The following is a 20,113-nucleotide window of genomic DNA, read 5'->3' as shown; positions in this document are numbered from 1 at the left end:
TGAGTGTCGCCCCAGTTTGGAGTTCAAGTCTCTACTCCGAGGAGATTGGACGTGAAGAAGCGTTCTACCGAAGAACAGATCATCGGCTTCCTGTGCGAAGCCGAGGCCGGTTTGGAGATCAAGGACCTGTGCAGGTGACATGGTTCAGTGAGGCGTCCTACTCTCTGTGGCAGAACTGGTCGGCGCCAAAATCGTTCGTCGGCCGGCTGTGCGACGGATACAGCGGCTCCACCTTAGACAGGAATCGGCGGCATGACACAAGCTGCTTATACCGAATATCTGGCAAACACCGATATCATTAGCCCTGGATTCAAAAATCAACCACTCCTCAGTGCGGTGATGCGCTGTTGCAGTAGGTGCTCCAGTTATGATCAAGGATCCTGTCAATCTGCCTTCGGGGGGTTACCAAGAGTGACTATAGGAAGTCCGCGACCTGAGCGACTTGGTAAGTAGCAGCGCTGAGATTTATTTATCTATATAATTTAATATGGAGGAATGATGCTATTCGAACATCTTACGCCAGGATGGGGCTTTTTCTTTGGCATCATACCCGGCGGAATATTTATGGCGGTTAATATGGTGAATTTATCCATATTGGGCAGGAAGGTTCGCTCGATGGCAATATCAGAGGGCCAAGATTGGGATCTTAATAAAGATTTTTCTCGGCGCTTTAAGGTATTGAAGGATCCTAATGTTATTCTGTTTCCGGGAGAAAGTCAGAACCTCTCTGAGCTAAAAAAGGAACTTATCAAAAAGTATCCGGTATTCATGGCAAAACATATGATTTCTGGATTATTAATGGCAGTTGGCGGTACAATTGGAGCGTTGATTGGTTTGTATTCTCAGGAGGCAATTCAAGGAGTCGCAAGTTATCTTTAAAAAGCGCCGATTGTCATAAGGTCGCATGAACTACAATTGCATGGAAGCCAAGAAGGATTTAGGGAGCTCTTTCATTTTCGGTTGGCGTCGTGAGTACGATTGGTGCGCTATTCCAGGTTGAGGCAGGTGATTTCTCTAGTTGCGGGTCGGCAAGCTTGCACCACTTCTCACGGCTGGGAGTCAGGGATGATCAAGTCGCGATTTACTTTCCCGGCAGACTTCGCCTAAAGCTCTGCGCTAAGGTTGCCAAGCCAGAGTAGGTGCTGATAAGTGCAATGGGATGTTGCTTGAGCATTTAAGTCATTACGCACTCTTTATGCCGGCATACCAACGCATGGATAGCCCCTTTATGCCCTGCGAGCCTACCTTGGCACTCCCGCACTGTGGTGCGTTGAGTCGAACACGATGTGTATCCTGATTTTGCAAGGTCCGCAGGCCGATCCGGCGCAGATGGCGCCGATGCAGCTGCCCGAGTGTGCGGGACGTGCGTTGCGCACGCTGGCGTGTGCCGATGTCGATGGCTTGATCGCCGGCTTGCAGGCCGCCGGTGGCGATGCCGAGGTGGAGCTGGTGTTGCTGGATTCGGGTGATTTGTCGGCCTCCGAGCGTGCGCAGGTGTATGCGAGCGCATTGCGTGCTGCACTGGATGCGCTGTCTGCGCCGTATATCGAGCTGCACACCGATGCGGCGCAGGAGCTGGAGCCGTGGCTGCATCCGCAGCATGCGCCGCTAGCGGTGGTGATTACGCCGCACGATGCGCCGCGCGCCTATGCGATGTCGCTGGGTATTGCGGCGCGTTGTCTGCCGTCGCTGTGCGCGCCCTTGCGCGCTGCTGCCTGAGGAGGCCGCCATGTCGATCATGATCGTGCGTGGGCCGGAGGCGGCAATGCCGCTGGTGCGTGGGCCGCAGCCGTTGCCGCGGGCCGTCATTCGGCAGCTGGTGCAATGCGCCGGCGACGCGGGCAAGACGGTGGCCTTGCGTGCCTGCGGGTCGGAGCAGGAGCTGCTGGATGCCTTGCGCGTGGCCGGGCAGGCGCGGATGGAAATCGCGTTGATCGATCCGGGCAGCTGCGTGGACAGTGCGCGCCTGCACCGTGTACTCAGCGCGTTGCCGTACCCGTTCGTGGAAGCTCACGACGATAGCGTGGACCGTCCGGAGCGTTGCCTGCCGGAGGGGTTCGGGCAGCGCATTGCGACGGTGCGCGGTTACTGCGCGCAGAGCTATCTGCTCGGGCTGGAAATTGCGTTGGAACATCTGGGCTGCACGGAGATCCAGGGCGATGTCCACGTCGGTACCTGAGCTGCGCCAGCTGCATTACTTCGCCGACTACGAGGGCTATTGCGACGGTCGGCCGGTGCTGTGGGGGCAACTGGCCCATAGCGTGGACGTGCCTGCCGATGGCGTGCTGGATGCCGCCGGGCTGGTCACCGCGTTGCGCCGCCGTGCGGCAGAGGCGCATGGGCTGGAAGCGGGGCAGATCCGCTTGTGCCAGGTCACGCGGCTGTAGCGGCGTGACACACAACGACGCCACCCGAAGGTGGCGCCGTCGTTCTGCCGTGATTGCGCGTCGCTCGACGCAGATCACATGGGTTGACGCTTACTTGGCCGGGCTGGCCTCCGGCACGAACTTGGTCAGCTGGTTGGCCGTTGCGGCAGTGCCGAAGTTGAAGCGGCCGTAGCCGGCGCCCCAGTACAGCGCACCGTCCACGATCGCCGGCGAGCTGATCACCGAGCCGGTGGCGTCGTGGTTCCACAGCGTGGCGCCGGTGTCGGCGTCGAGGGCGACCATGTTGCCGGCCATCGAGCCGGCGTAGAGCAGGTTCGGCGACACCGTCAGCGAGCCCTGGCCGCCGGCCGGCACATTCGGATTCACGCGGTTGATGCCGGGCACCTTGACCTGCCACTTGATCCTGCCGGTGGCGGCATCCAGCGCTGCCCACGAGCCGCCGTTGTGGCTCTGGGTATTCGCAGGCCCCAGCGTATAGGTGGCGTTGGTGCTGTTGTTGATGGCCACATAGACCTGCGACTTGTACGGATCGAACGCGGTGCCCCACTCGACGCCGCCAGTGGTGCCGCCGGGACCGACCTGGGTCGACCACACCTTGGCACCGGTCTTGGCGTCGAAGGCCCAGTAGATGCCGCTCTTCTGCCCTGCGCCGACCAGCTGCTGCGCCTTGCCATCGCGCCACACGGTGAACAGCTGCACGCCGGCGCCGCCGAAGTCGTAATCAGGTCCGGTCAGGTTGGTTGCCTGGGTGTTCGGGCACAGGCCATTGGTGGGCGCCACGATGCACGACAGGTTCCAGGCGTCGTAGCCTTGTGCACGGTCGGCCCAGACCAGCTTGCCGGTGTCCAGATTCAGCGAGATCACCGAGTCGACGTAGTTGTCCGGCGCCATGCACGCCAGTTCATCCTGCACGGTGAGTTCGCTGCCGCGGTAGGAGCGTGCGTTGGAAACGCAGTTACCCACGCTGGCGGGAATGTTGTAGTTGTTGCCGGTGCCGAAATACAGGCGGCGGTTGATCGGGTCGATCGCCACCTGGCCCCACACCGATGCACCGGTATAGCCCTCGGGTACGTTGTAGAACTGCCACACCTTCTTGCCGGTGTTCAGATCCAGCGCCACCACGCTGCCGCGGAAACTGAAGGTGTGGGTCGGGTCCAGGTTGCCCCAGTCGCCCGAGGACACGGGCACGTAAACGCGATTGCCATAGATCACCGGCGAGGAGGTGATGCGCGCCTGCGGGTTGGCTTCGGCGGTGGTCTTCCATAGCAGCTTGCCGGTCTTCTTGTCGATCGCCAGCACGGTGCCGGCGGCCTGATCGCCGACGATGATGCTGTTGGCGCTGATGGCCGGCGTGTTGCGCGTCACCGAGTTGGCATTGCCGGTGTAATCGGACAACTTGGCCTGCCAGTTCGGTTTGCCGGTCTGGGTGTCGACGCTATACAGCGTGCCGCCCCAGTCGGGAACGTACAGCGTTCCACCTTCCACGCTCGGCGTGGCCGAGATGTCGCCGGTGGTGGTCAGGGTCCAGGCCGGCTTGAGGCCTTTGACGGTGGTGCGGTTGATCTTCCACTCGCCCGGCGCAAAGCGCTGGTTCAAGTAGCCGCCGCCGGCGGTGGTCCAACTGGTGGGACTGGCGAACGGCAGTTGATTGCCGAAGCTGCGCCAGATCTGGCCGGAGCGTGCAAAAGCCTGGGTATCCAGCGACGACACCGACTGTTGTGCGGTTGTGGAGCCGGCCTGGGCGAAAGCCACTGCGCTGGCAAGCAGGCAGGGAATGAGCGTCAAACTGCGAAATCGCAAGCGGCGAATTGAATTTGTCATCACGGCATGTCCATAGATGGAAGGAAGCGCTGGATCCCCCCGGATCTGCCGAGTGAAGATGGCCGATTGTGGCGACCGTGCAACACACGCACCTTCCCGCATTCATTCAACGGTCGGGTCCGCTCGCATCTGGTGCCACCAGCTCGAAAAAATTGCGTTCAACGTGTTCGCTATTCGCACAAATGCTGAAGATTCATCACTATCGGCGGCCGCTGCGATAGAAAAAATGATTGGCCGCGATGCATGCGTATTTGCACGCAAATCAATGGTCTGCAAAAAGTAACCAGGAAATTTTGCGCCACCTTGTGAGGCTGGCCACTGTGTTGAAAAGCCCTTCTTCCCGCGGGGCGAGAAGGCACGGTTTGCGCGCCACTGGCGCGCGTGCCTTGGAGCGCCCGCGTCGCAAACGCGGGCCGGGGCGCGGAGCGGGGCGTGGGGTGAGGTGAGGGTACGGAGCGAAGCTTCTGTGTCGTCAAAATGCACGAGGCTTCGCACGTCCCCTCATCCGCCCCTTCGGGGCACCTTCTCCCGGAGGGAGACGGAAACAGCCATGTTGCTGCGCTATCCGGCGCGTTATGCGCTTTGCGGCGAGGGCACGGCGGTATGCACTGCAGCGGGAGCGATCAGCGCCAACTGCGCGATCGCATCCTGCACCACCTCCGCTACCGTGGCGTCCACATCCACCGATACCACGTCGGCTTCGTCCAACGGCAATTCCAGGGTCTGCAACTGGCTGTCCAGCAGGCTGGCCGGCATGAAGTGGCCGGCGCGCGCGCTCAGGCGTGCGGCGATCACGTGCGGGGCCGCGTGCAGGAACACGAAGCGGATCGGAATGCCGCTGCGGCGCAGCAATTGACGATGCGTGCCGCGCAAGCCCGAGAACGCGAGTACTACCGACTCGCCTGCCTGTACGCAGTCGCGCAAGGTGGCCGCCAGCAACTCCACCCACGGCAGACGCATCGCATCGGTGAGTGGCTGGCCGGCGGCCATCTGCGCGCGTGCGGCCACGCTGTGGTAGTCGTCGGCATCCAGAAAACGGTAGCCGTAATGCGCTGCCAGGGCCTGCGCGATGGTGGTCTTGCCGCTGCCGGAAACGCCCATCACCACGATGGCCAGGGGCGAAGCGGACGCGGGTGTAGCGGGGGCGGCGGTGTCCATCACGTCAGGTTATATCTCCGGATCGATTCGGCATTTTGCCGGATTTCACGTTGGCGGCAGTCGATGCGTGGTGTAGCGTCGGCGCTCCTCGCCAGGTGAGCGGGCCGCCCAGCGTAACGGCGCGCTCGGCCGGGTTCAACGCACTCCAAGGTCTGCCGATGACGTCATCGTCTGCAACGTCTCCTGCATCGGCGCGCCTGCGCTGGCGCGAAAAGCTGGGCTACGGCGCCGGCGATCTGGGCCTGAATCTGTATTGGGCCAACATTTCCGCATTCCTGTTGATCTTCTACACCGACACCATGCATCTGCCGGCAGCAGCGGTGGGCACGATGATCCTGTTGACCAAGATCGCCGATGCGATCGCCGATCCGGCGATGGGTGCACTGGCCGATCGCACACGCAGCCGCTGGGGTAAATTCCGCCCGTATCTGTTGTGGGGCGCCGTGCCGATGGCGGTGACCGGCGTGCTCGCCTACACCACGCCTGCGCTGGATCAGAACGGACGCATGTGGTGGGCCACGATCAGCTTCCTGGTGATGATGCTGGCCTACACGGTGGTGAGCATTCCGTACTCGGCATTGTCCGGCGTGATTACCGCCGACAGCAGCCAGCGCACCAGCTTGATCAGTCTGCGCTTCATCGCCGCGTTCGCCGGCACCACGTTGGTGAATTACTGCACGCTGGATCTGGTGGCCTGGTTCGGTGCCGGCAACGATGCACTGGGCTGGCAGCGCACGATGATGCTGTACGGCGCGGTGGCGGTGGCGTTGTTCGTGACCGTGGCGTTGACCACGCGCGAGCGCGTGCAGCCACCGCCGCAGCAGCGCACGCCGATCCGCCGGGATATCGCCGACCTGCTGCAGAACAAGCCGTGGTGCGTGCTGTTCGTGCTGTCGCTGATCATCATGATCACCATTGTCATGCGCGGTGGTGCGGGTGTGTATTACCTCAAGTACTACGTGCAGCGGCCGGACCTGACCGGGCTGTTTCTGGGTGGCTATTCGGTGTCGCTGGCAGTGGGCGCGGCGATCACGCCCTTGCTGACACGGCATTGGGACAAGCGCCAGTTGATGACCGCGCTGATGGCGGTGGTGGGCGTGTTGAGTTGCCTGATGTTTTTCATTCCTGCCGATGCGGTGTGGGCGATCTTTGCGCTGAACATGTTGATCGGGCTGGCACTGGGGCCGAAGTCGCCGCTGGCATTTTCGATGTATGCCGACAGCGCCGACTACACCGAATGGCGCACCGGCCGGCGCGCCACCGCGATGACCTTCGCCGCCGCGACCTTCTCGCAAAAGCTCGGTGGTGCGCTGGCGTCGGCCGGCATCGCCTGGGTGCTGGCGGGCATGGGCTATGTGGCCAACAGCGCGCAGTCGGCGGGGTCGTTGACCGGCATCGTGCTGCTGCTGACGGTGATCCCGGGCGCGGTGGCGCTGCTGGCAGCCTGGACCATGCGTTTCTATCCACTCGACGATGGCCTGTTGCGCCGCATCCAACACGAACTGGCCGCGCGCAAGCGCGACGAACAGGAGCACCGCTGACCGTGTCTGCACTCTCCCTCTCCCACGCTGATTCCAGGTCCACGTCCCACGACGATCTTTCCGCGTTGCTGGCGCCCAGCGCCGACGGCACGCGCTATGCGCTCTACAGCCCCACCGCGATGCCGAACGCGGGCGGGTTCCTGTGGAACCGCCGCATGATGCTGCAGCTGACCTGCCGTGGTTACGCCACCGGCCAGTTCATGCAGCCGGAGCCGGCCAAGTACGCGCATGCGCCGCTGCTGGAAGCGCGCAACTTCATGATGCCCGAGCAGCCGTACTACGCGCATCATCCCGGGCGCTTCTTCTATCTCAAGGACGAAGACAGCGGTGCGTTGTATTCGGTGCCGCACGAACCGGTACGTGCAACGCCGGAGCAGTTCGCGTTTTCCGCGGGCAAGCACGATGTGCGCTGGCGGGTGCGTCACGACGGCATCGTGGTGGAACTGTGCGTGGCGTTGCCCACCGACGATGCAGTGGAGCTGTGGGAATGCCGCGTGCATAACCAGTCCGGACGTACGCGCCGGCTCAGCCTGTACCCCTACTTTCCGATCGGCTACATGTCGTGGATGCATCAGGGCGGCGCTTACGAGCCGGCGCTGGGCGGCATCGTCTGCCGTAGCGTGGCGCCGTACCAGAAGGTGGACGACTATTTCCGTCAGCGCGATTTCAAGGACTGCACCTTCCTGTTGCACGAGCAGCCGCCGGTGGCCTGGGATGCGCAGCAGATGGCCTTCGAAGGCGAGGGCGGCCTGCATGCGCCCTCGGCCATCCAGGCCGAGCAGCTGGGCAACAGCGATGCGCACTACGAGAACCCGGCCGCGGCGTTGCAGTATCGGCTGACGCTGGATGCCGATGCGGCAAGCGTGTACCGCTTCGCGTTCGGGCCGGCCAAGGACGATGCGGAGATCGCCGCGCTGCGTGCGCGTTATCTGTCCGAAGCCGGCTTTGCCGCCGCCGCGCGCGATTACGCGCAGTATCTGCAGGGCGGGCGGGGTTGCGCGCAGATCGCCACGCCCGATCCGGCCCTGGACAACCTGGTCAACCATTGGCTGCCGCGGCAGGTGTTCTATCACGGCGACGTCAATCGCCTGACCACCGATCCGCAGACGCGCAACTATCTGCAGGACCACATGGGTATGGCCTACCTGCAGCCGGCCACTGCACGTGCGGCGTTGTTACATGCGCTCTCGCAGCAGGAGCCCAGCGGTGCGATGCCGGACGGCATCCTGCTGGTGGAAGGCGCCGAGCTCAAATACATCAACCAGGTGCCGCATACCGATCACTGCGTGTGGTTGCCGATCTTCCTGAGCGCCTATCTGGCCGAAACCGGCGATGCCAGCGTGCTCGATGCGGTGGTCCGTACGCACGATGGACAGGCGCTCAGCGTGGCCGAGCGACTTGATGCAGCGATGCAGTGGCTGCTGGACGCGCGTGATGCCCGTGGCTTGAGTTTCATCGCGCAGGGCGATTGGTGCGACCCGATGAACATGGTCGGCTGGCGCGGCAAGGGCGTGTCCGGCTGGCTCACCGTGGCCACCGCGTATGCATTGCGGCTGTGGTCGGGCATCTGCGCAGCGCATGGGCGAAGCGCGCAGGCGGAGACGTTTGCGCAGGCCGTGCAGGCGATCAACGCCGATGCCAACCGCGAGCTGTGGGACGGCAACTGGTATGCGCGCGGCATCACCGACGATGGCGTGCGCTTCGGCATCGCCGAGGATGTGGAAGGACGCATCTATCTCAATCCGCAGAGCTTTGCGCTGCTGGCCGGCACCGCCGATAGCGCGCAGCGCGAGGCCTTGCTGGAGGCGGTGCGCGAGCAGCTGCATACGCCGTACGGGCCGGTGATGCTGGCCCCGGCCTACACGCACATGCGCGATGACGTGGGCCGGCTGACACAGAAGTGGCCGGGCGCCGCAGAAAACGGCGCGGTCTACAACCACGCGGCGGCGTTCTACCTGTACAGCCTGTACCAGATCGGCGAAGCCGACCGCGCCTGGGAGATCCTGCGCGCGCTGCTGCCCGGCCCCACCCGCGAGGACGTGCTGCAGCGCGGCCACCTGCCGGTGTCGCTGCCTAACTACTATCGCGGCGCCTGGCACCAGTACCCGCGCACCGCCGGGCGTTCCAGCCAGCTGTTCAACACCGGCACGGTGGCCTGGGTGTATCGCTGCGTGCTGGAAGGGCTGTTCGGCCTGGTCGGCGAAGGCGATGCATTGGCGATCCGCCCGCAGCTGCCCTCGCACTGGCCGCAGGCCCGGGTGACGCGCCAGTTCCGCGGCGCGCAGTTCGAGGTGACGCTGACGCGTGAACCGGGGCGGCGCGACATCGAGGTGCTGGTGGACGGCGAAGCCTGCCCGGACCAGCGCGTTCACGGCATTGTCGCCGGACGCACGTACCAGGTGCAGGTGCGGCTACCGGGCTGAGCGGCGCGCCAGGTGCGGCGCCTGATTGGGGCAACTGCGATAACTGCCAAGCTGGTGTAGGAGCGCGCTTGCGCGCGATAAGGCTTTCCCGCCGGTGCCCTGTCGCGCGCAAGCGCGCTCCTACGCACGTGCGGCCAGGCGGGCTGTTCCCCACTCCCGATTCCCCACTGCGTAAACTCCCCGTTCGCATTGGCCTAGGAACGCCCCTTGGTATCAAGCTGGATCCTGCTGCTGGTTTCCGTCGGCTATGCCGTGCTGCTGTTCGGCGTGGCCTGGTGGGGCGACCGTCGTCCGCTGTACCCGGAGCGGCCGTGGCTGCGGCCGGCGGTCTACAGCCTGGCGCTGGCGGTGTACTGCTCGTCGTGGACCTTCTACGGCGCGGTCGGCTCGGCGGTGCGCAACGGCATCGGCTATCTGCCGATCTACCTGGGCCCACTGCTGTTGCTGCTGTTCGGCTGGCGCATCATCGAGCGGCTGGCGCTGATCGCACGCGCTGAAAACACCGTCTCCATCGCCGATTTCATTTCCTCGCGCTATGGCCGCTCGCGGCGGCTGGCGGCCTTGGTGGCGGTGATTGCGCTGGTCGGCATCGTTCCGTACCTGGCGCTGCAGTACAAGGCGGTGGCGATGAGCCTGGAGGTGCTGACCGGGCATAGCAGTGCCGGGCGCGGCATCCTTGCCGATCCGGCGTTGTACGTGGCGCTGTTGATGGCCTTGTTCGCCACCTTGTTCGGCACCCGCCAGGTCGATGCCACCGAACACCACCGCGGCATGATGCTGGCGATCGCGCTGGAGTCGGTGATCAAGCTGATCGCCATCGTCGCGGTGGGCCTGTTCGCCTGGGTGTGGCTGAGCGACCACCAGGTGCCCATCGCCGACTCGGCGCGCACCTTGTTCGAGCACACGCCGTCGGTGGGCTTCATTTCGCAGACCTTGCTGAGCTTTCTGGCGGTGATCTGCCTGCCGCGCCAGTTCCATGTGGCGGTGGTGGAATGCAGCGACGTCGGCGACATCCGTCGCGCGCGCTGGTTGTTCGGTGCATACCTGGTGATCATCTCGGCGATGGTGGTGCCGATCGCATCGGCCGGCGTGGCCTTGTTCGGCAAGGGCAGCACGGTGGTCGACGACGCGGTGGTGCTGGCGCTGCCGCTGAGCCAGGGCAACACCGTGCTGGCATTGGTGGCCTATGTGGGCGGGTTCTCGGCCGCCACCGGCATGGTGATCGTGGCCAGCATCGCGTTGGCCACCATGGTCAGCAACGACCTGGTGATGCCGGTGCTGCTGCGCCGCCGCGGCAGCGCCGATGCGCGCGCGGCGGTGGCCTCGCGGGTGTTGTGGATCCGCCGCGTCGCCATCCTGTTGCTGGCGCTGATCGCCTACGGCTACCACCGCAGCGTGGCCAACGACACCACCTTGGCGGCCTACGGCCTGATGGCCTTTGCGGCGGTGGCGCAGTTCGCCCCCGGCGTGATCGGCGGGTTGTACTGGCGCGGCGCCAGCCGCAAGGGCGTGGAGACCGGCATGGTGCTGGGCTTCATGACCTGGATCTACACGCTGCTGCTGCCGGCCGCCACGCGCGCGGGCTGGCTGCAGCCGGACTGGCTGGTGGACGGGCCGTTCGGCATCGCCTGGTTGCAGCCGCAGCAGCTGTTCGGCATGCGCGGCTGGGACCCGCTGGCGCATGGCACGTTCTGGTCGCTGCTGATCAATGTCGGCGCGATGATGCTGGTCTCCGCACGCTGGCGCCCCGGAGTGGACGAACGCCTGCGCGCCGCGCCCTTCCTGGACCCGTATGCACAGCGGCCGGCGGTGGCCGGCGACTGGCCCGGGCATGTGCGCGTGGCCGACCTGCAGGCCCTGGCCGAGCGCGTGGTGGGCGAGCGGCATGCGCACCGCGCCTTCGTCGACCAGGCGGTGCTGCTGGAGCGCGAGCTGCAACCCACCGTGGTGGCCGACCGCGCCTGGGTGCAGTTCACCGAACGCCTGCTGGCCGCCTCGATCGGCGCGGCCTCCGCACGCCTGGTGCTGACCAGCCTGTTGCGCGGCTCGGGCATGGACCTGGGCGAGGTGGTGGCGGTGCTGGACGAGGCCGGCCAGGAGCTGCGCTTCAATCGCGAGATCCTGTCCACCACGCTGGAAAACATCAGCGCCGCGGTCAGCGTGGTCGACCCGGAGATGCGCCTGACCGCGTGGAATCGCCGCTATCAGCAGCTGTTCGGCTATCCGGACGGCATGCTGTATGTCGGCCGCCCGGTGGCCGATCTGATCCGCTACAACGCCGAGCGCGGCGAGCTGGGCGAGGGTGATATCGAAGATCAGATCGATCGCCGTATCCGCCACATGCGCGCCGGCTCGCCGCATGTGTTCGAGCGCACCCGCAGCGACGGCAAGGTGATCGAGATGCGCGGCCAGGCGCTGCCCGGCGGCGGTTATGTCACCAGCTACAACGACATCACCGACTACAAGCGTGCCGAACGCGCGCTGCTGGACGCCAACGAGAACCTGGAGCAGCGCGTGGCCGACCGCTCGCGCGAGGCCGAGCTGGCGCAGCAATCCAAGACGCGCTTTCTGGCCGCGATCAGCCACGACGTGTTGCAGCCGCTCAATGCCGCGCGGCTGTTTGCCTCGGCCCTGCGCGAGAGCCATCAGAACAACGAGGAACAACGCCATCTGGCCGAGCGCGTGGATGCCTCGCTGCGTGCGGCCGAGGAGTTGCTCGATGGCCTGCTCGATGTCTCGCGGCTGGATGCCGGCGGCCTGCGGCCCACGGTCGAGGATTTCGATGCCAGCGCGCTGATGCACGAACTGGCCGCGCAATACGCGCCGGTGGCTTCCAGCCGCGGCCTGCAGCTGCAGGTGCACAGTCGCCCGTTGTGGGTGCGCAGCGACCGCCGCTTGCTGCGCCGGGTGATGCAGAACTTCCTCGCCAATGCGCTGCGCTACACGCGCCAGGGCCGCATCGTGCTGGGCATGCGCGGCCGCGGCGAGCACGTGGAGCTGCAGGTGTGGGATACCGGCCCGGGCATTCCCGAGCACCACATGCGGCAGATCTTCGAAGAATTCCGCCGCTATCAGCAGCCGTTCGACTGGGGCGAGCAGGGCCTGGGGCTGGGCCTGTCGATCTGCCAGCGCATCTCGCGCCTACTCGACCACGACCTGAGCGCGCGCAGCCAAGTCGGCCGCGGCAGCATGTTCTCGATCCTGCTGCCGCGCGTGGCGGCGGTCCCGCTGCCGCCGGTGCTGCCGGTGGCCGTTGCACGCGCGCTGCCCAGCGGCGATTCGCTGGCGGGCCTGCGCGTGCTGTGCGTGGACAACGACCGCGAAATCCTCGACGGCATGCGCGCGCTGCTCGGTCGCTGGCAGGTGGAGGTGATCACCGCCAGCACCGTGGATCAGGCGCTGGAACGCGCGCGCGAACAGCCGGACCTGATGCTGGTGGATTACCACCTGCACGACCGGCTCGATGGCCTGGACACGCTGGATGCGCTGCAGGCCGTCGCCACCGCGCCGATTGCCGGCGCCCTGCTCACCGCCGACGGCCGCGACGAACTCAAGCAGCTCGCGCGTGCGCGTGGCTATCGCCTGCTGACCAAACCGGTGAAGCCGGCCTCGTTACGCGCGTTCCTGAGTGCGCATCACGATGCGAAAACGCGCTGACCGGTGCGACTGCAGCGTAGGAGCGTGCCTGCGCGCGACGAAGCTTTATCGGTAACGCCCGGTCGCGCGCAGGCACGCTCCTACGAGGGAGGTGCTTACGCTGCGCCGCTCAGGTGTTCGTAGAGGATGACGCTGCCGACGATCACCAGGATCAAGCCGCCGAGGATCTCGGCGCGCTTGCCGATCAGGTTGCCGAGCACGCGGCCCAGCATGACGCCTGCGGTGACCATGCTGAAGGTGCACAACCCCACCACCACCGCTACCACGCCGATATGCACGTCCAGAAACGCCAGGCTCACGCCGACCGCCATCGCATCGATGCTGGTGGCAAAACCGGTGGTGGCCAGGGCGAGCAAGCCGTGCCGTTTCGGCGTCTCGGACGTTGCTTCTTCAGCGTCGTCCGCATCGTTTCGCAGCCCGGCCACGCTCATGTGCGTGCCCAGCGCACCGAGCAGTACGAAGGCGATCCAGTGGTCGTAGTCGGATACATAGCTGGACGCGGCGCGTCCCAGCAGCCAGCCGATCACCGGGGTGATCGCCTCGATGCAGCCGAAGATCAAGCCGGCGCGTAGCGCATCGCGCCACTGCGGCTTGCGCATCGCCGCGCCCTTGCCGATAGCCGCGGCAAACGCATCGGTCGACATCGCGAAACCGATCAAAACAATGGAAAAAGGGGACATCGACATTCTCGGGTTGGGCACGGTCACAACGACATGCGCCCGCGCCAACCTTCGTCGTGCACGCATGCCGCTGGTCTCGCCAAACCGGAACTGGTTGCCTGCACCACGGCGCAACGGCCGAGTATGTTGATGCAGGCGCTTCCGACGATGCGAAAGCAGGCTACTCCCCAAGGGGCGCGCAGTGTACCAACGCATGGCCGCGTCCGGTGCGTCTGCAGCGCACGCGAAGGTCGGTCTGATCTTTATAGCCGTGGCTATTGCGAGCAGGGGTGACGCGGTTTTTGCCTTGTTTTCAGGCATCAAAGCCAGGCAGGCGTGTTCACGCAACGGAGCGATGCGGCGCCCGATAGCCTTGGCTATAGCGACGAACGGTCTGCATGCCGGTGACCCAGGTAGCGAAAAACGCCGGGAAAGCCGCTGATGTGGGGTGTGCTGCAAGCAGTGCGAGATGGAAGCCTCATGTCTGGCTGCGCGTGCGTGAGCCAGCGCCTGCGTCGTGCTGTCTTTCCCGACGTCGTGCAGGAGTGCAGCGATCGGCAACGATGCCGCGATCTCCATGGCGTCTGGATTTGCACGGCTTGCGATGCCGCGCGTGCTGGCGAAGCCGTTGGGTGGAGTGCGATGGTCAGGCTGCCATCGCAGCGCTGCGGAAAGAGCGCGCTGCGCTCCACGCACAGGGCCGGCTGCGCTGCGGATAGACCGCAGAAGTCAGCCTTCGGAAGCGAGCAACAAGAAGCACCAGCGCCGACGCAGACTCCCGGCGCGGGCCGCGGCTACATCAACGCGGCGGAGATCTCTGCCGTTGCCGCGCACAGGGCCTGCAAGGCCGCGTGCGGGCCGACCAGCTCGGGGCGGCGCGCGATGAAGGGCACGGTGAGTGTGTAGGTCGCGCTGCCGCGTTGCAGGATCGGTGCGGTCAGGTCGACCACGCCCACCACCGCTTCGCTGGGCTGCATGGCGTAGCCGTCGTTGCGCGCCTGCGCGGCGGCGGCGAGGAACTGCGCGCGCTCGAACGGCACCTCGCTGGCGTCGAGCATGTCCAGCCAGCGCGCCTGCACCTCGGGCTGCTGGAACGCGAACAGCACCAGCCCCGAGCTGGAATGGGTCAACGGGCGGCGGTGGCCCGGGCGCACCACCAGGCCCAGGTCGCTGGGTACGTCCATCTGCGCGATCACCACGATCTGGTCGCCGGACGGCGCCACCAGGTGGCAGGGCTGATAGATCGCATCGGCCAGCCGCCGCATCACCGGTAGTGCCGCTTCGCTGATGCTCTGCACCTGCGGCTGCTGCATGCCGAGCATGAACAACCGATTGGTCAATACATAGTCGCCCTCGCCGTCGCGGGTGAGATAACCGCGCTCCTCCAGCACCTGCAGCATGCGGAAGATCTCCCCGCGCGAGCGCCCGATGCCCTGCGAGATCGCGCCCATGCTCATCGGCTGCGCCTGGCGGGCGAGCAGCTCGAGGATGTCCAGACCCTTGTCCAGGGCGGGGGCGCGGTACTTGGCGGGTTCGGTGCTCATCCGTTTGCGGCTCCAGGCAAGGCTGCGGCGCGCCAGGGTACAGGCATCGCGGGCTGCGGTGAGATGTGGCGCTTGCGTGCAAATATAAACAAAGTTTTTATATTTGCATGGCGCTGGCGTGCGCAGTAGGCTCGCCGCACAGCAACGCAAGCGCCACAGCCTTGGGAGGGGATCGGTCGCATGCATCACAGTGACATTGCCGCGTCACCGCGCGGCAACCTGGCGCGTACCGCCATGGTTCCCCTGTTGTTGATCGTCAGCCTGTTCTTTTTGTGGGGCATGGCCAACAACCTCAACGACATCCTGATCAAGCAGTTCAAGAAGGCCTTCGAGCTGACCGACCTGCAGGCAGGTCTTGTCCAGAGCGCGTTCTACCTGGGCTATTTCGTGTTCGCGATGCCGGCGGCGATGTTCATGCGCCGCTACAGCTACAAGGCGGCGGTGGTGCTGGGCCTGCTGCTGTATGCGTGCGGCGCGTTCCTGTTCTATCCGGCTGCGCAGGTGCATACCTACTGGCTGTTCCTACTGGCCTTGTTCGTGATCGCCAGCGGCCTGGCCTTCCTGGAAACCACCGCCAATCCGCTGGTGACCGTGCTCGGCCCGGCAGAAGGCGCGGCGCGGCGCTTGAATCTGGCCCAGGCATTCAACCCCTTGGGCTCGATCACCGGCGTGCTGGTGGGCCAGCACTTCATCTTCTCCGGGGTGGAACACACGCCGGCCGAACTGGCGGCAATGGCGCCCGCCGCGCGCGAGGCGTTCTTTGCCGCCGAATCCTCAGCCGTGCAGACGCCCTATCTGATCATCGGCGCCGTGGTGGTGTTGTGGGCGATCCTGATCGCGCTGGTGCGCTTTCCCACCGGCGCGCCGGAGAGCGAGAGCGGCGTGGCGCCCAAGCGTGCACGCTTCGGCGAACTGCTGCGCAATCGGCGCTTCATGTTTTCGGTGGTGGCGCAGTTTTTCTACGTGGGTGCGCAGGTCGGTATCTGGAGTTATCTGATCCGCTATCTGCAGGATGCGGTGCCGGGCACGCCCGAAAAAACCGCCGCCACCTACCTGACCATCTCGCTGGTGCTGTTCATGGCCGGCCGCTTCATCGGCACCGCACTGTTGCGCTATCTGGCGCCGGCCAGGTTGCTGGCGAGTTTTGCCACGATCAATCTGGTGTTGTGCGCCGTTGCCATCGCGTTGCCGGGTTGGACCGGCTTGTACGCGCTGGTGGCCGCAAGCGTGTTCATGTCGGTGATGTTCCCGACCATCTTCGCGCTGGGTCTGGATGGCATGCATGACGATGCGCGCAAGCTGGGCTCGTCGTTGCTGGTGATGTCGATCATCGGTGGCGCGCTGCTGACGGCAGTGATGGGTGCCGTATCGGACATGGCCGGTATCCATTGGGCGATGGTGGTGCCGGGCGGGTGCTTTGCGGTGATCCTGCTGTTCGCGTTGCGTGCGCGCCGCGCTGCGCCGGTGGTTGCAGGAGTGGGCGCATGAGCACGCGGCGTCTGTGTTACGTGCTGGATCTGCACGACGATCCGCAGTTGATCGCCGAGTACGAGCGTTGGCATCGGCCCAGCGAGGTCTGGCCGGAAGTGGTGGCCTCGCTGCAGCAGGCCGGCATCCAGGAGCTGGAGATCTTTCGCAGCGGCGACCGCCTGGTGATGCTGATGGAGGTCGGTGACGACTACGATCCGGCGGCCAAGGCGGCGCGGGATGCGGCAGATCCGCGTATCCAGGCCTGGGAAGACTTGATGTGGCGGTTTCAAAAGCCGTTGCCTGGCAGTGCGCCGGGAGAGAAGTGGCGCGAGGCCGGGCGGATTTTTGCCTTGAGTGCGGCGGTTGAAGCGGGGCAGGGTTAGGGTGTTGGCCTGAGTTTTTTGCGGATGTGTTGGCTCCGTTGTGGGGCGCTGGTCTTGAGTGTCTTTGCTGCCGCTGCCGCCGGGCGTCGAAACAGGTGTCTTTTACGGGCGCAGCGTGATTGGCGCAGCGCAGGCGTGACGGCTGCATCGCAGATGCGCCAGGCAGAAGCGGCTTCGGTCGCGATCGGGCAATCGGGAAAGCCTGTCGCGGCTTGAGCCGCTCCTACAACATTCTGGGATTAGGTGAGGCGGTGCGTTGGATTAGGCCTTTGTCGTGGCCAGGTCTTCGACCCAGAAGCGGCCGTCGGGGTAGCTGAATTCTGCGATGGAGGCCGGGCGCATCGCGGCGGAGAAGCCGGCGGCTTGCGGGGCCAGGTAGCGGCCGTGCCGGATGCGTACCGGGTCGATGAAGTGCTGGTGCAGGTGGTCGACGAATTCGATCGCGCGGTCTTCCATCTTGCCGGTGATGGCGACGAAGTCGGCCATGGCCAGGTGTTGCACCAGTTCGCACAGGCCGACGCCACCGGCATGCGGGAACACGCGGATGTTGAACTTGGCGGCCAGCAGCAGGATGGCGAGGTTTTCGTTGACGCCGCCCACGCGCGCGGCGTCGATCTGGATCAGGTCCACCGCGCCGGCCTGTAGCAACTGCTTGAACACCACGCGGTTCTGGGTGTGCTCGCCGGTGGAGACCGGCACCGGGGTGATGCCCTGGCGGATCGCGGCGTGGCCGAGCACGTCGTCCGGGCTGGTCGGTTCCTCGATCCAGGCGATGTCGAATTCGGCCAGCTGGCGCATCCAGTCGATCGCCGGGCCCACGTCCCAGCGCTGGTTGGCGTCCACCGCCATCGCGATATCCGGGCCGATCGCCTCACGCGCCAGGCGGCAGCGGCGGATGTCGTCCTGCACGTTGGCGCCGACCTTGAGCTTGATGGTGCGGAAGCCGTCGGCGACGGCTTCTTTTGCCAGACGCACCAGCTTTTCGTCGGAGTAGCCGAGCCAGCCGGGCGAGGTGGTGTAGGCGGGATAGCCCTGTTCGATCAGCGTGGCGATGCGTTGCGCACGCTGCGGTTGCGCAGCGCGCAGGATCGCCAGCGCTTCGTCGCGGGTGAGCGCGTCGGTGAGGTAGCGGAAGTCGATGGTGTCGACCAACTGCTCCGGGCTGAGCTCGGCGATATAGCGCCACAGCGGCTTTTTCGCCGCGCGTGCGGCCAGGTCCCAGGCGGCGTTGATCACCGCGCCGATCGCCATGTGCATCACGCCCTTTTCCGGGCCCAGCCAGCGCAGCTGCGAGTCGTTGGTGAGCCGGCGCGCGAACGCACCCAGATCGGCAATGACCTCATCGACCGACAGGCCGACCACGTGCTCGGCCAGTGCGGCCACCGCGGCGGTCTGCACATCGTTGCCGCGGCCGATGGTGAACACCAGGCCGTAGCCGGCCAGGTCATCCGGCGCATCGGTGCGCAGCACGACGTAGGCGGCCGAGTAGTCCGGATCCGGATTCATCGCATCCGACCCATCCAGCTCGCGCGAGGTGGGGAAGCGGACGTCGTGGGTGTCGAGGGCGATGATGGTGCTCATGGAAGTCCTGGGCGATGGAAACGGGAATAAAACGCGCGAAATAAAACGGAAACGGAGAACGGAAACGGGCGCCAGAGCCCTCTCCCCCCGGGAGAGGGGTTGGGGCGAGGGTACGGACGCAAAGCGCCGACCGTCCGTATTGAAGCGCTGCAGGTACGCATGCGTTTGCAACGCAGATCAACGAACAACACAGATCAACGCATCACTGCACGACCAACTGCGTGTGGATATCAACGCGCGACAGCGCTTAGAAGTTCAACGCCCTCGCACATCGCCTAAAAAATTTGCGCATGACACATCAACACACATGCCGACATGTCACGCCTGACGGCAAACGCACATCGCGACGAACTGCTTGGATATGTCGCTACGTACCCTCACCCCAACCCCGCTACGCGCCCCGGCCCGCGCTTGCGGCGCGGGCGCACCAACGCACGCGCGCCAGAGGCGCGCAAGCCGTGCCCTAGTGCCCCGAGGGGAGAGGGGCTTTGGGCTGCTTCGTGCGGATACTTAGCCACTTACTTTCACTCAATCTTTTCTTCGAGAACCTAGGTTCGGGAAGGCGATGGCCTCAGGCCGCATCACGCGGATGCGCCACCACCGGCTGGCGCTGGCGGCCCAGGCCTTCGATCTCCAGCTCCATCACGTCGCCCGGCTTCAGGTACACCGGCGGCTTCTGGCCCAGGCCCACGCCCGGCGGGGTGCCGGTGCTGATCACATCGCCCGGCATCAGCGTCATGTAGCGGCTGATGTGGCTGACCAGTTCGGCCACGCCGAACACCATCGTGCGGGTGCTGCCGTTCTGGTAGCGGTGGCCGTTGACCTCCAGCCACATCGACAGGTTCTGCGGGTCGGCGATTTCATCGCGGGTGACCAGCCATGGGCCGATCGGGCCGAAGGTGTCGGCGCTCTTGCCCTTGACCCACTGGCCGCCATGTTCGAGCTGGAACTCGCGCTCGGACAGATCGTTAATGACTGCGTAGCCGGCGACGTGGTTCAGTGCTTCGTCCACCGAGACATCGCGCGCCACATCGCCGATCACCACGCCCAGTTCCACTTCCCAGTCGCTCTTGACCGAGCCGCGCGGGATGATCACGGTGTCGTTGGGGCCGGTCACCGCAGTGGTGGCCTTCATGAAAAGGATCGGCATCTTGGGCACGTCCATGCCCGATTCGGCCGCGTGGTCGGCGTAGTTCAACCCCACGCAGATGAACTTGCCGATCTGCCCCACTGCGGCGCCATAGCGCAGCTCGCCTTCGAGCAGCGGCAGCGTGGACACGTCCAGCGCACGCAGTTTGTCCAGGCCGGCATTGGTGATGTGCTCGCCGGCCACATCGTCGATCACGCCGCTCAAATCGCGGATGCGGCCTTCGCCATCGATCAGGCCAGGACGTTCCTGGCCGGGGGCGCCAACGCGTACGAGTTTCATGCAGTCTTCCTTTGCAGGTGAGGAATGGAGCGGCCAGCAACGCTGGCGCGCATGCATCGG

The 20,113-nt window shown here is 65.1% G+C and carries 16 protein-coding genes, 1 pseudogene and 1 riboswitch; of the genes and pseudogenes, 11 read left to right on the top strand and 6 right to left on the bottom strand.

The features are described from left to right. Positions 1 to 51: 51 nt before the first annotated feature. The 5 genes and pseudogenes from KHN93_RS21830 to KHN93_RS20615 all read left to right on the top strand — a co-directional run. A pseudogene (locus tag KHN93_RS21830) lies at positions 52 to 176 on the top strand (transposase); the annotation flags it as partial. Between the two features lie 322 nt (positions 177 to 498). Continuing rightward, positions 499 to 879: a hypothetical protein gene (locus tag KHN93_RS20630; RefSeq protein ID WP_211921278.1), complete on the top strand. Its 381-nt coding sequence runs from the start codon at positions 499 to 501 to the stop codon at positions 877 to 879. A gap of 405 nt (positions 880 to 1,284) precedes the next feature. Next, entirely contained in the window at positions 1,285 to 1,719 is a 435-nt protein-coding gene (locus KHN93_RS20625; protein WP_211921276.1) for a hypothetical protein, read from the top strand. Between the two features lie 10 nt (positions 1,720 to 1,729). Continuing rightward, positions 1,730 to 2,179, top strand: coding sequence for a 3-dehydroquinate dehydratase (locus tag KHN93_RS20620; RefSeq protein ID WP_046345097.1), 450 nt, complete (start codon positions 1,730 to 1,732; stop codon positions 2,177 to 2,179). Continuing rightward, positions 2,160 to 2,387 (top strand): hypothetical protein, encoded by a 228-nt coding sequence (locus KHN93_RS20615; RefSeq protein ID WP_016903869.1) that lies wholly within the window; start codon positions 2,160 to 2,162, stop codon positions 2,385 to 2,387. Before KHN93_RS20620 ends, KHN93_RS20615 begins: the two co-directional genes overlap by 20 nt. A gap of 90 nt (positions 2,388 to 2,477) precedes the next feature. Here KHN93_RS20615 and KHN93_RS20610 read toward each other — a convergent pair whose 3' ends face one another. Then, entirely contained in the window at positions 2,478 to 4,208 is a 1,731-nt protein-coding gene (locus KHN93_RS20610) for an outer membrane protein assembly factor BamB family protein (RefSeq protein WP_211921274.1), read from the bottom strand. A gap of 52 nt (positions 4,209 to 4,260) precedes the next feature. On the opposite strand from KHN93_RS20610, the gene KHN93_RS20605 reads away from it, so the two are divergent. Beyond that, on the top strand, positions 4,261 to 4,491 hold the full coding sequence (locus KHN93_RS20605) for a hypothetical protein (protein WP_211921272.1): 231 nt from the start codon (positions 4,261 to 4,263) through the stop codon (positions 4,489 to 4,491). A 290-nt stretch (positions 4,492 to 4,781) separates the two neighbouring features. Here KHN93_RS20605 and KHN93_RS20600 read toward each other — a convergent pair whose 3' ends face one another. Then, positions 4,782 to 5,366, bottom strand: coding sequence for a gluconokinase (locus KHN93_RS20600; RefSeq protein ID WP_065049481.1), 585 nt, complete (start codon positions 5,364 to 5,366; stop codon positions 4,782 to 4,784). A 158-nt stretch (positions 5,367 to 5,524) separates the two neighbouring features. On the opposite strand from KHN93_RS20600, the gene KHN93_RS20595 reads away from it, so the two are divergent. The 3 genes from KHN93_RS20595 to KHN93_RS20585 all read left to right on the top strand — a co-directional run bounded on the left by KHN93_RS20595 (position 5,525) and on the right by KHN93_RS20585 (position 12,987). Then, positions 5,525 to 6,907 carry an MFS transporter gene (locus KHN93_RS20595; RefSeq protein ID WP_211921270.1) on the top strand — a complete coding sequence of 461 codons (1,383 nt, stop codon included), beginning with the start codon at positions 5,525 to 5,527 and terminating at the stop codon, positions 6,905 to 6,907. A gap of 68 nt (positions 6,908 to 6,975) precedes the next feature. Then, positions 6,976 to 9,330: a GH36-type glycosyl hydrolase domain-containing protein gene (locus KHN93_RS20590; RefSeq protein WP_212579692.1), complete on the top strand. Its 2,355-nt coding sequence runs from the start codon at positions 6,976 to 6,978 to the stop codon at positions 9,328 to 9,330. A gap of 207 nt (positions 9,331 to 9,537) precedes the next feature. Then, positions 9,538 to 12,987 (top strand): hybrid sensor histidine kinase/response regulator, encoded by a 3,450-nt coding sequence (locus tag KHN93_RS20585; protein ID WP_102581244.1) that lies wholly within the window; start codon positions 9,538 to 9,540, stop codon positions 12,985 to 12,987. A gap of 95 nt (positions 12,988 to 13,082) precedes the next feature. On the opposite strand, the gene KHN93_RS20580 is transcribed toward KHN93_RS20585, so the two are convergent. Both KHN93_RS20580 and KHN93_RS20575 read right to left on the bottom strand, forming a co-directional pair. Further along, positions 13,083 to 13,667 (bottom strand): manganese efflux pump MntP, encoded by a 585-nt coding sequence (locus KHN93_RS20580; protein WP_104560433.1) that lies wholly within the window; start codon positions 13,665 to 13,667, stop codon positions 13,083 to 13,085. Positions 13,668 to 13,679: 12 nt separating this feature from the next. Continuing rightward, positions 13,680 to 13,842: riboswitch (yybP-ykoY riboswitch) on the bottom strand. 598 nt (positions 13,843 to 14,440) lie between these two features. Continuing rightward, on the bottom strand, positions 14,441 to 15,190 hold the full coding sequence (locus KHN93_RS20575; protein WP_016901778.1) for an IclR family transcriptional regulator: 750 nt from the start codon (positions 15,188 to 15,190) through the stop codon (positions 14,441 to 14,443). 180 nt (positions 15,191 to 15,370) lie between these two features. Between KHN93_RS20575 and fucP the strand changes: the two genes are divergently transcribed. Next, entirely contained in the window at positions 15,371 to 16,678 is a 1,308-nt protein-coding gene (fucP, locus tag KHN93_RS20570; RefSeq protein ID WP_104560314.1) for an L-fucose:H+ symporter permease, read from the top strand. Then, on the top strand, positions 16,675 to 17,043 hold the full coding sequence (locus KHN93_RS20565; protein WP_102584147.1) for an L-fucose mutarotase: 369 nt from the start codon (positions 16,675 to 16,677) through the stop codon (positions 17,041 to 17,043). Before fucP ends, KHN93_RS20565 begins: the two co-directional genes overlap by 4 nt. A gap of 261 nt (positions 17,044 to 17,304) precedes the next feature. Here the strand turns inward: KHN93_RS20565 and KHN93_RS20560 are convergent, their stop codons facing one another. Together KHN93_RS20560 and KHN93_RS20555 are read right to left on the bottom strand one after the other, a co-directional pair. Beyond that, positions 17,305 to 18,624: an L-fuconate dehydratase gene (locus KHN93_RS20560; protein WP_211921268.1), complete on the bottom strand. Its 1,320-nt coding sequence runs from the start codon at positions 18,622 to 18,624 to the stop codon at positions 17,305 to 17,307. Positions 18,625 to 19,195: 571 nt separating this feature from the next. Continuing rightward, on the bottom strand, positions 19,196 to 20,053 hold the full coding sequence (locus KHN93_RS20555; protein ID WP_047127638.1) for a fumarylacetoacetate hydrolase family protein: 858 nt from the start codon (positions 20,051 to 20,053) through the stop codon (positions 19,196 to 19,198). Positions 20,054 to 20,113: the final 60 nt, after the last annotated feature.

This window comes from Xanthomonas arboricola pv. juglandis, from assembly GCF_905367715.1.
GTDB lineage: Bacteria > Pseudomonadota > Gammaproteobacteria > Xanthomonadales > Xanthomonadaceae > Xanthomonas > Xanthomonas arboricola.
This window is presented reverse-complemented; position numbering and strand designations above follow the sequence as displayed.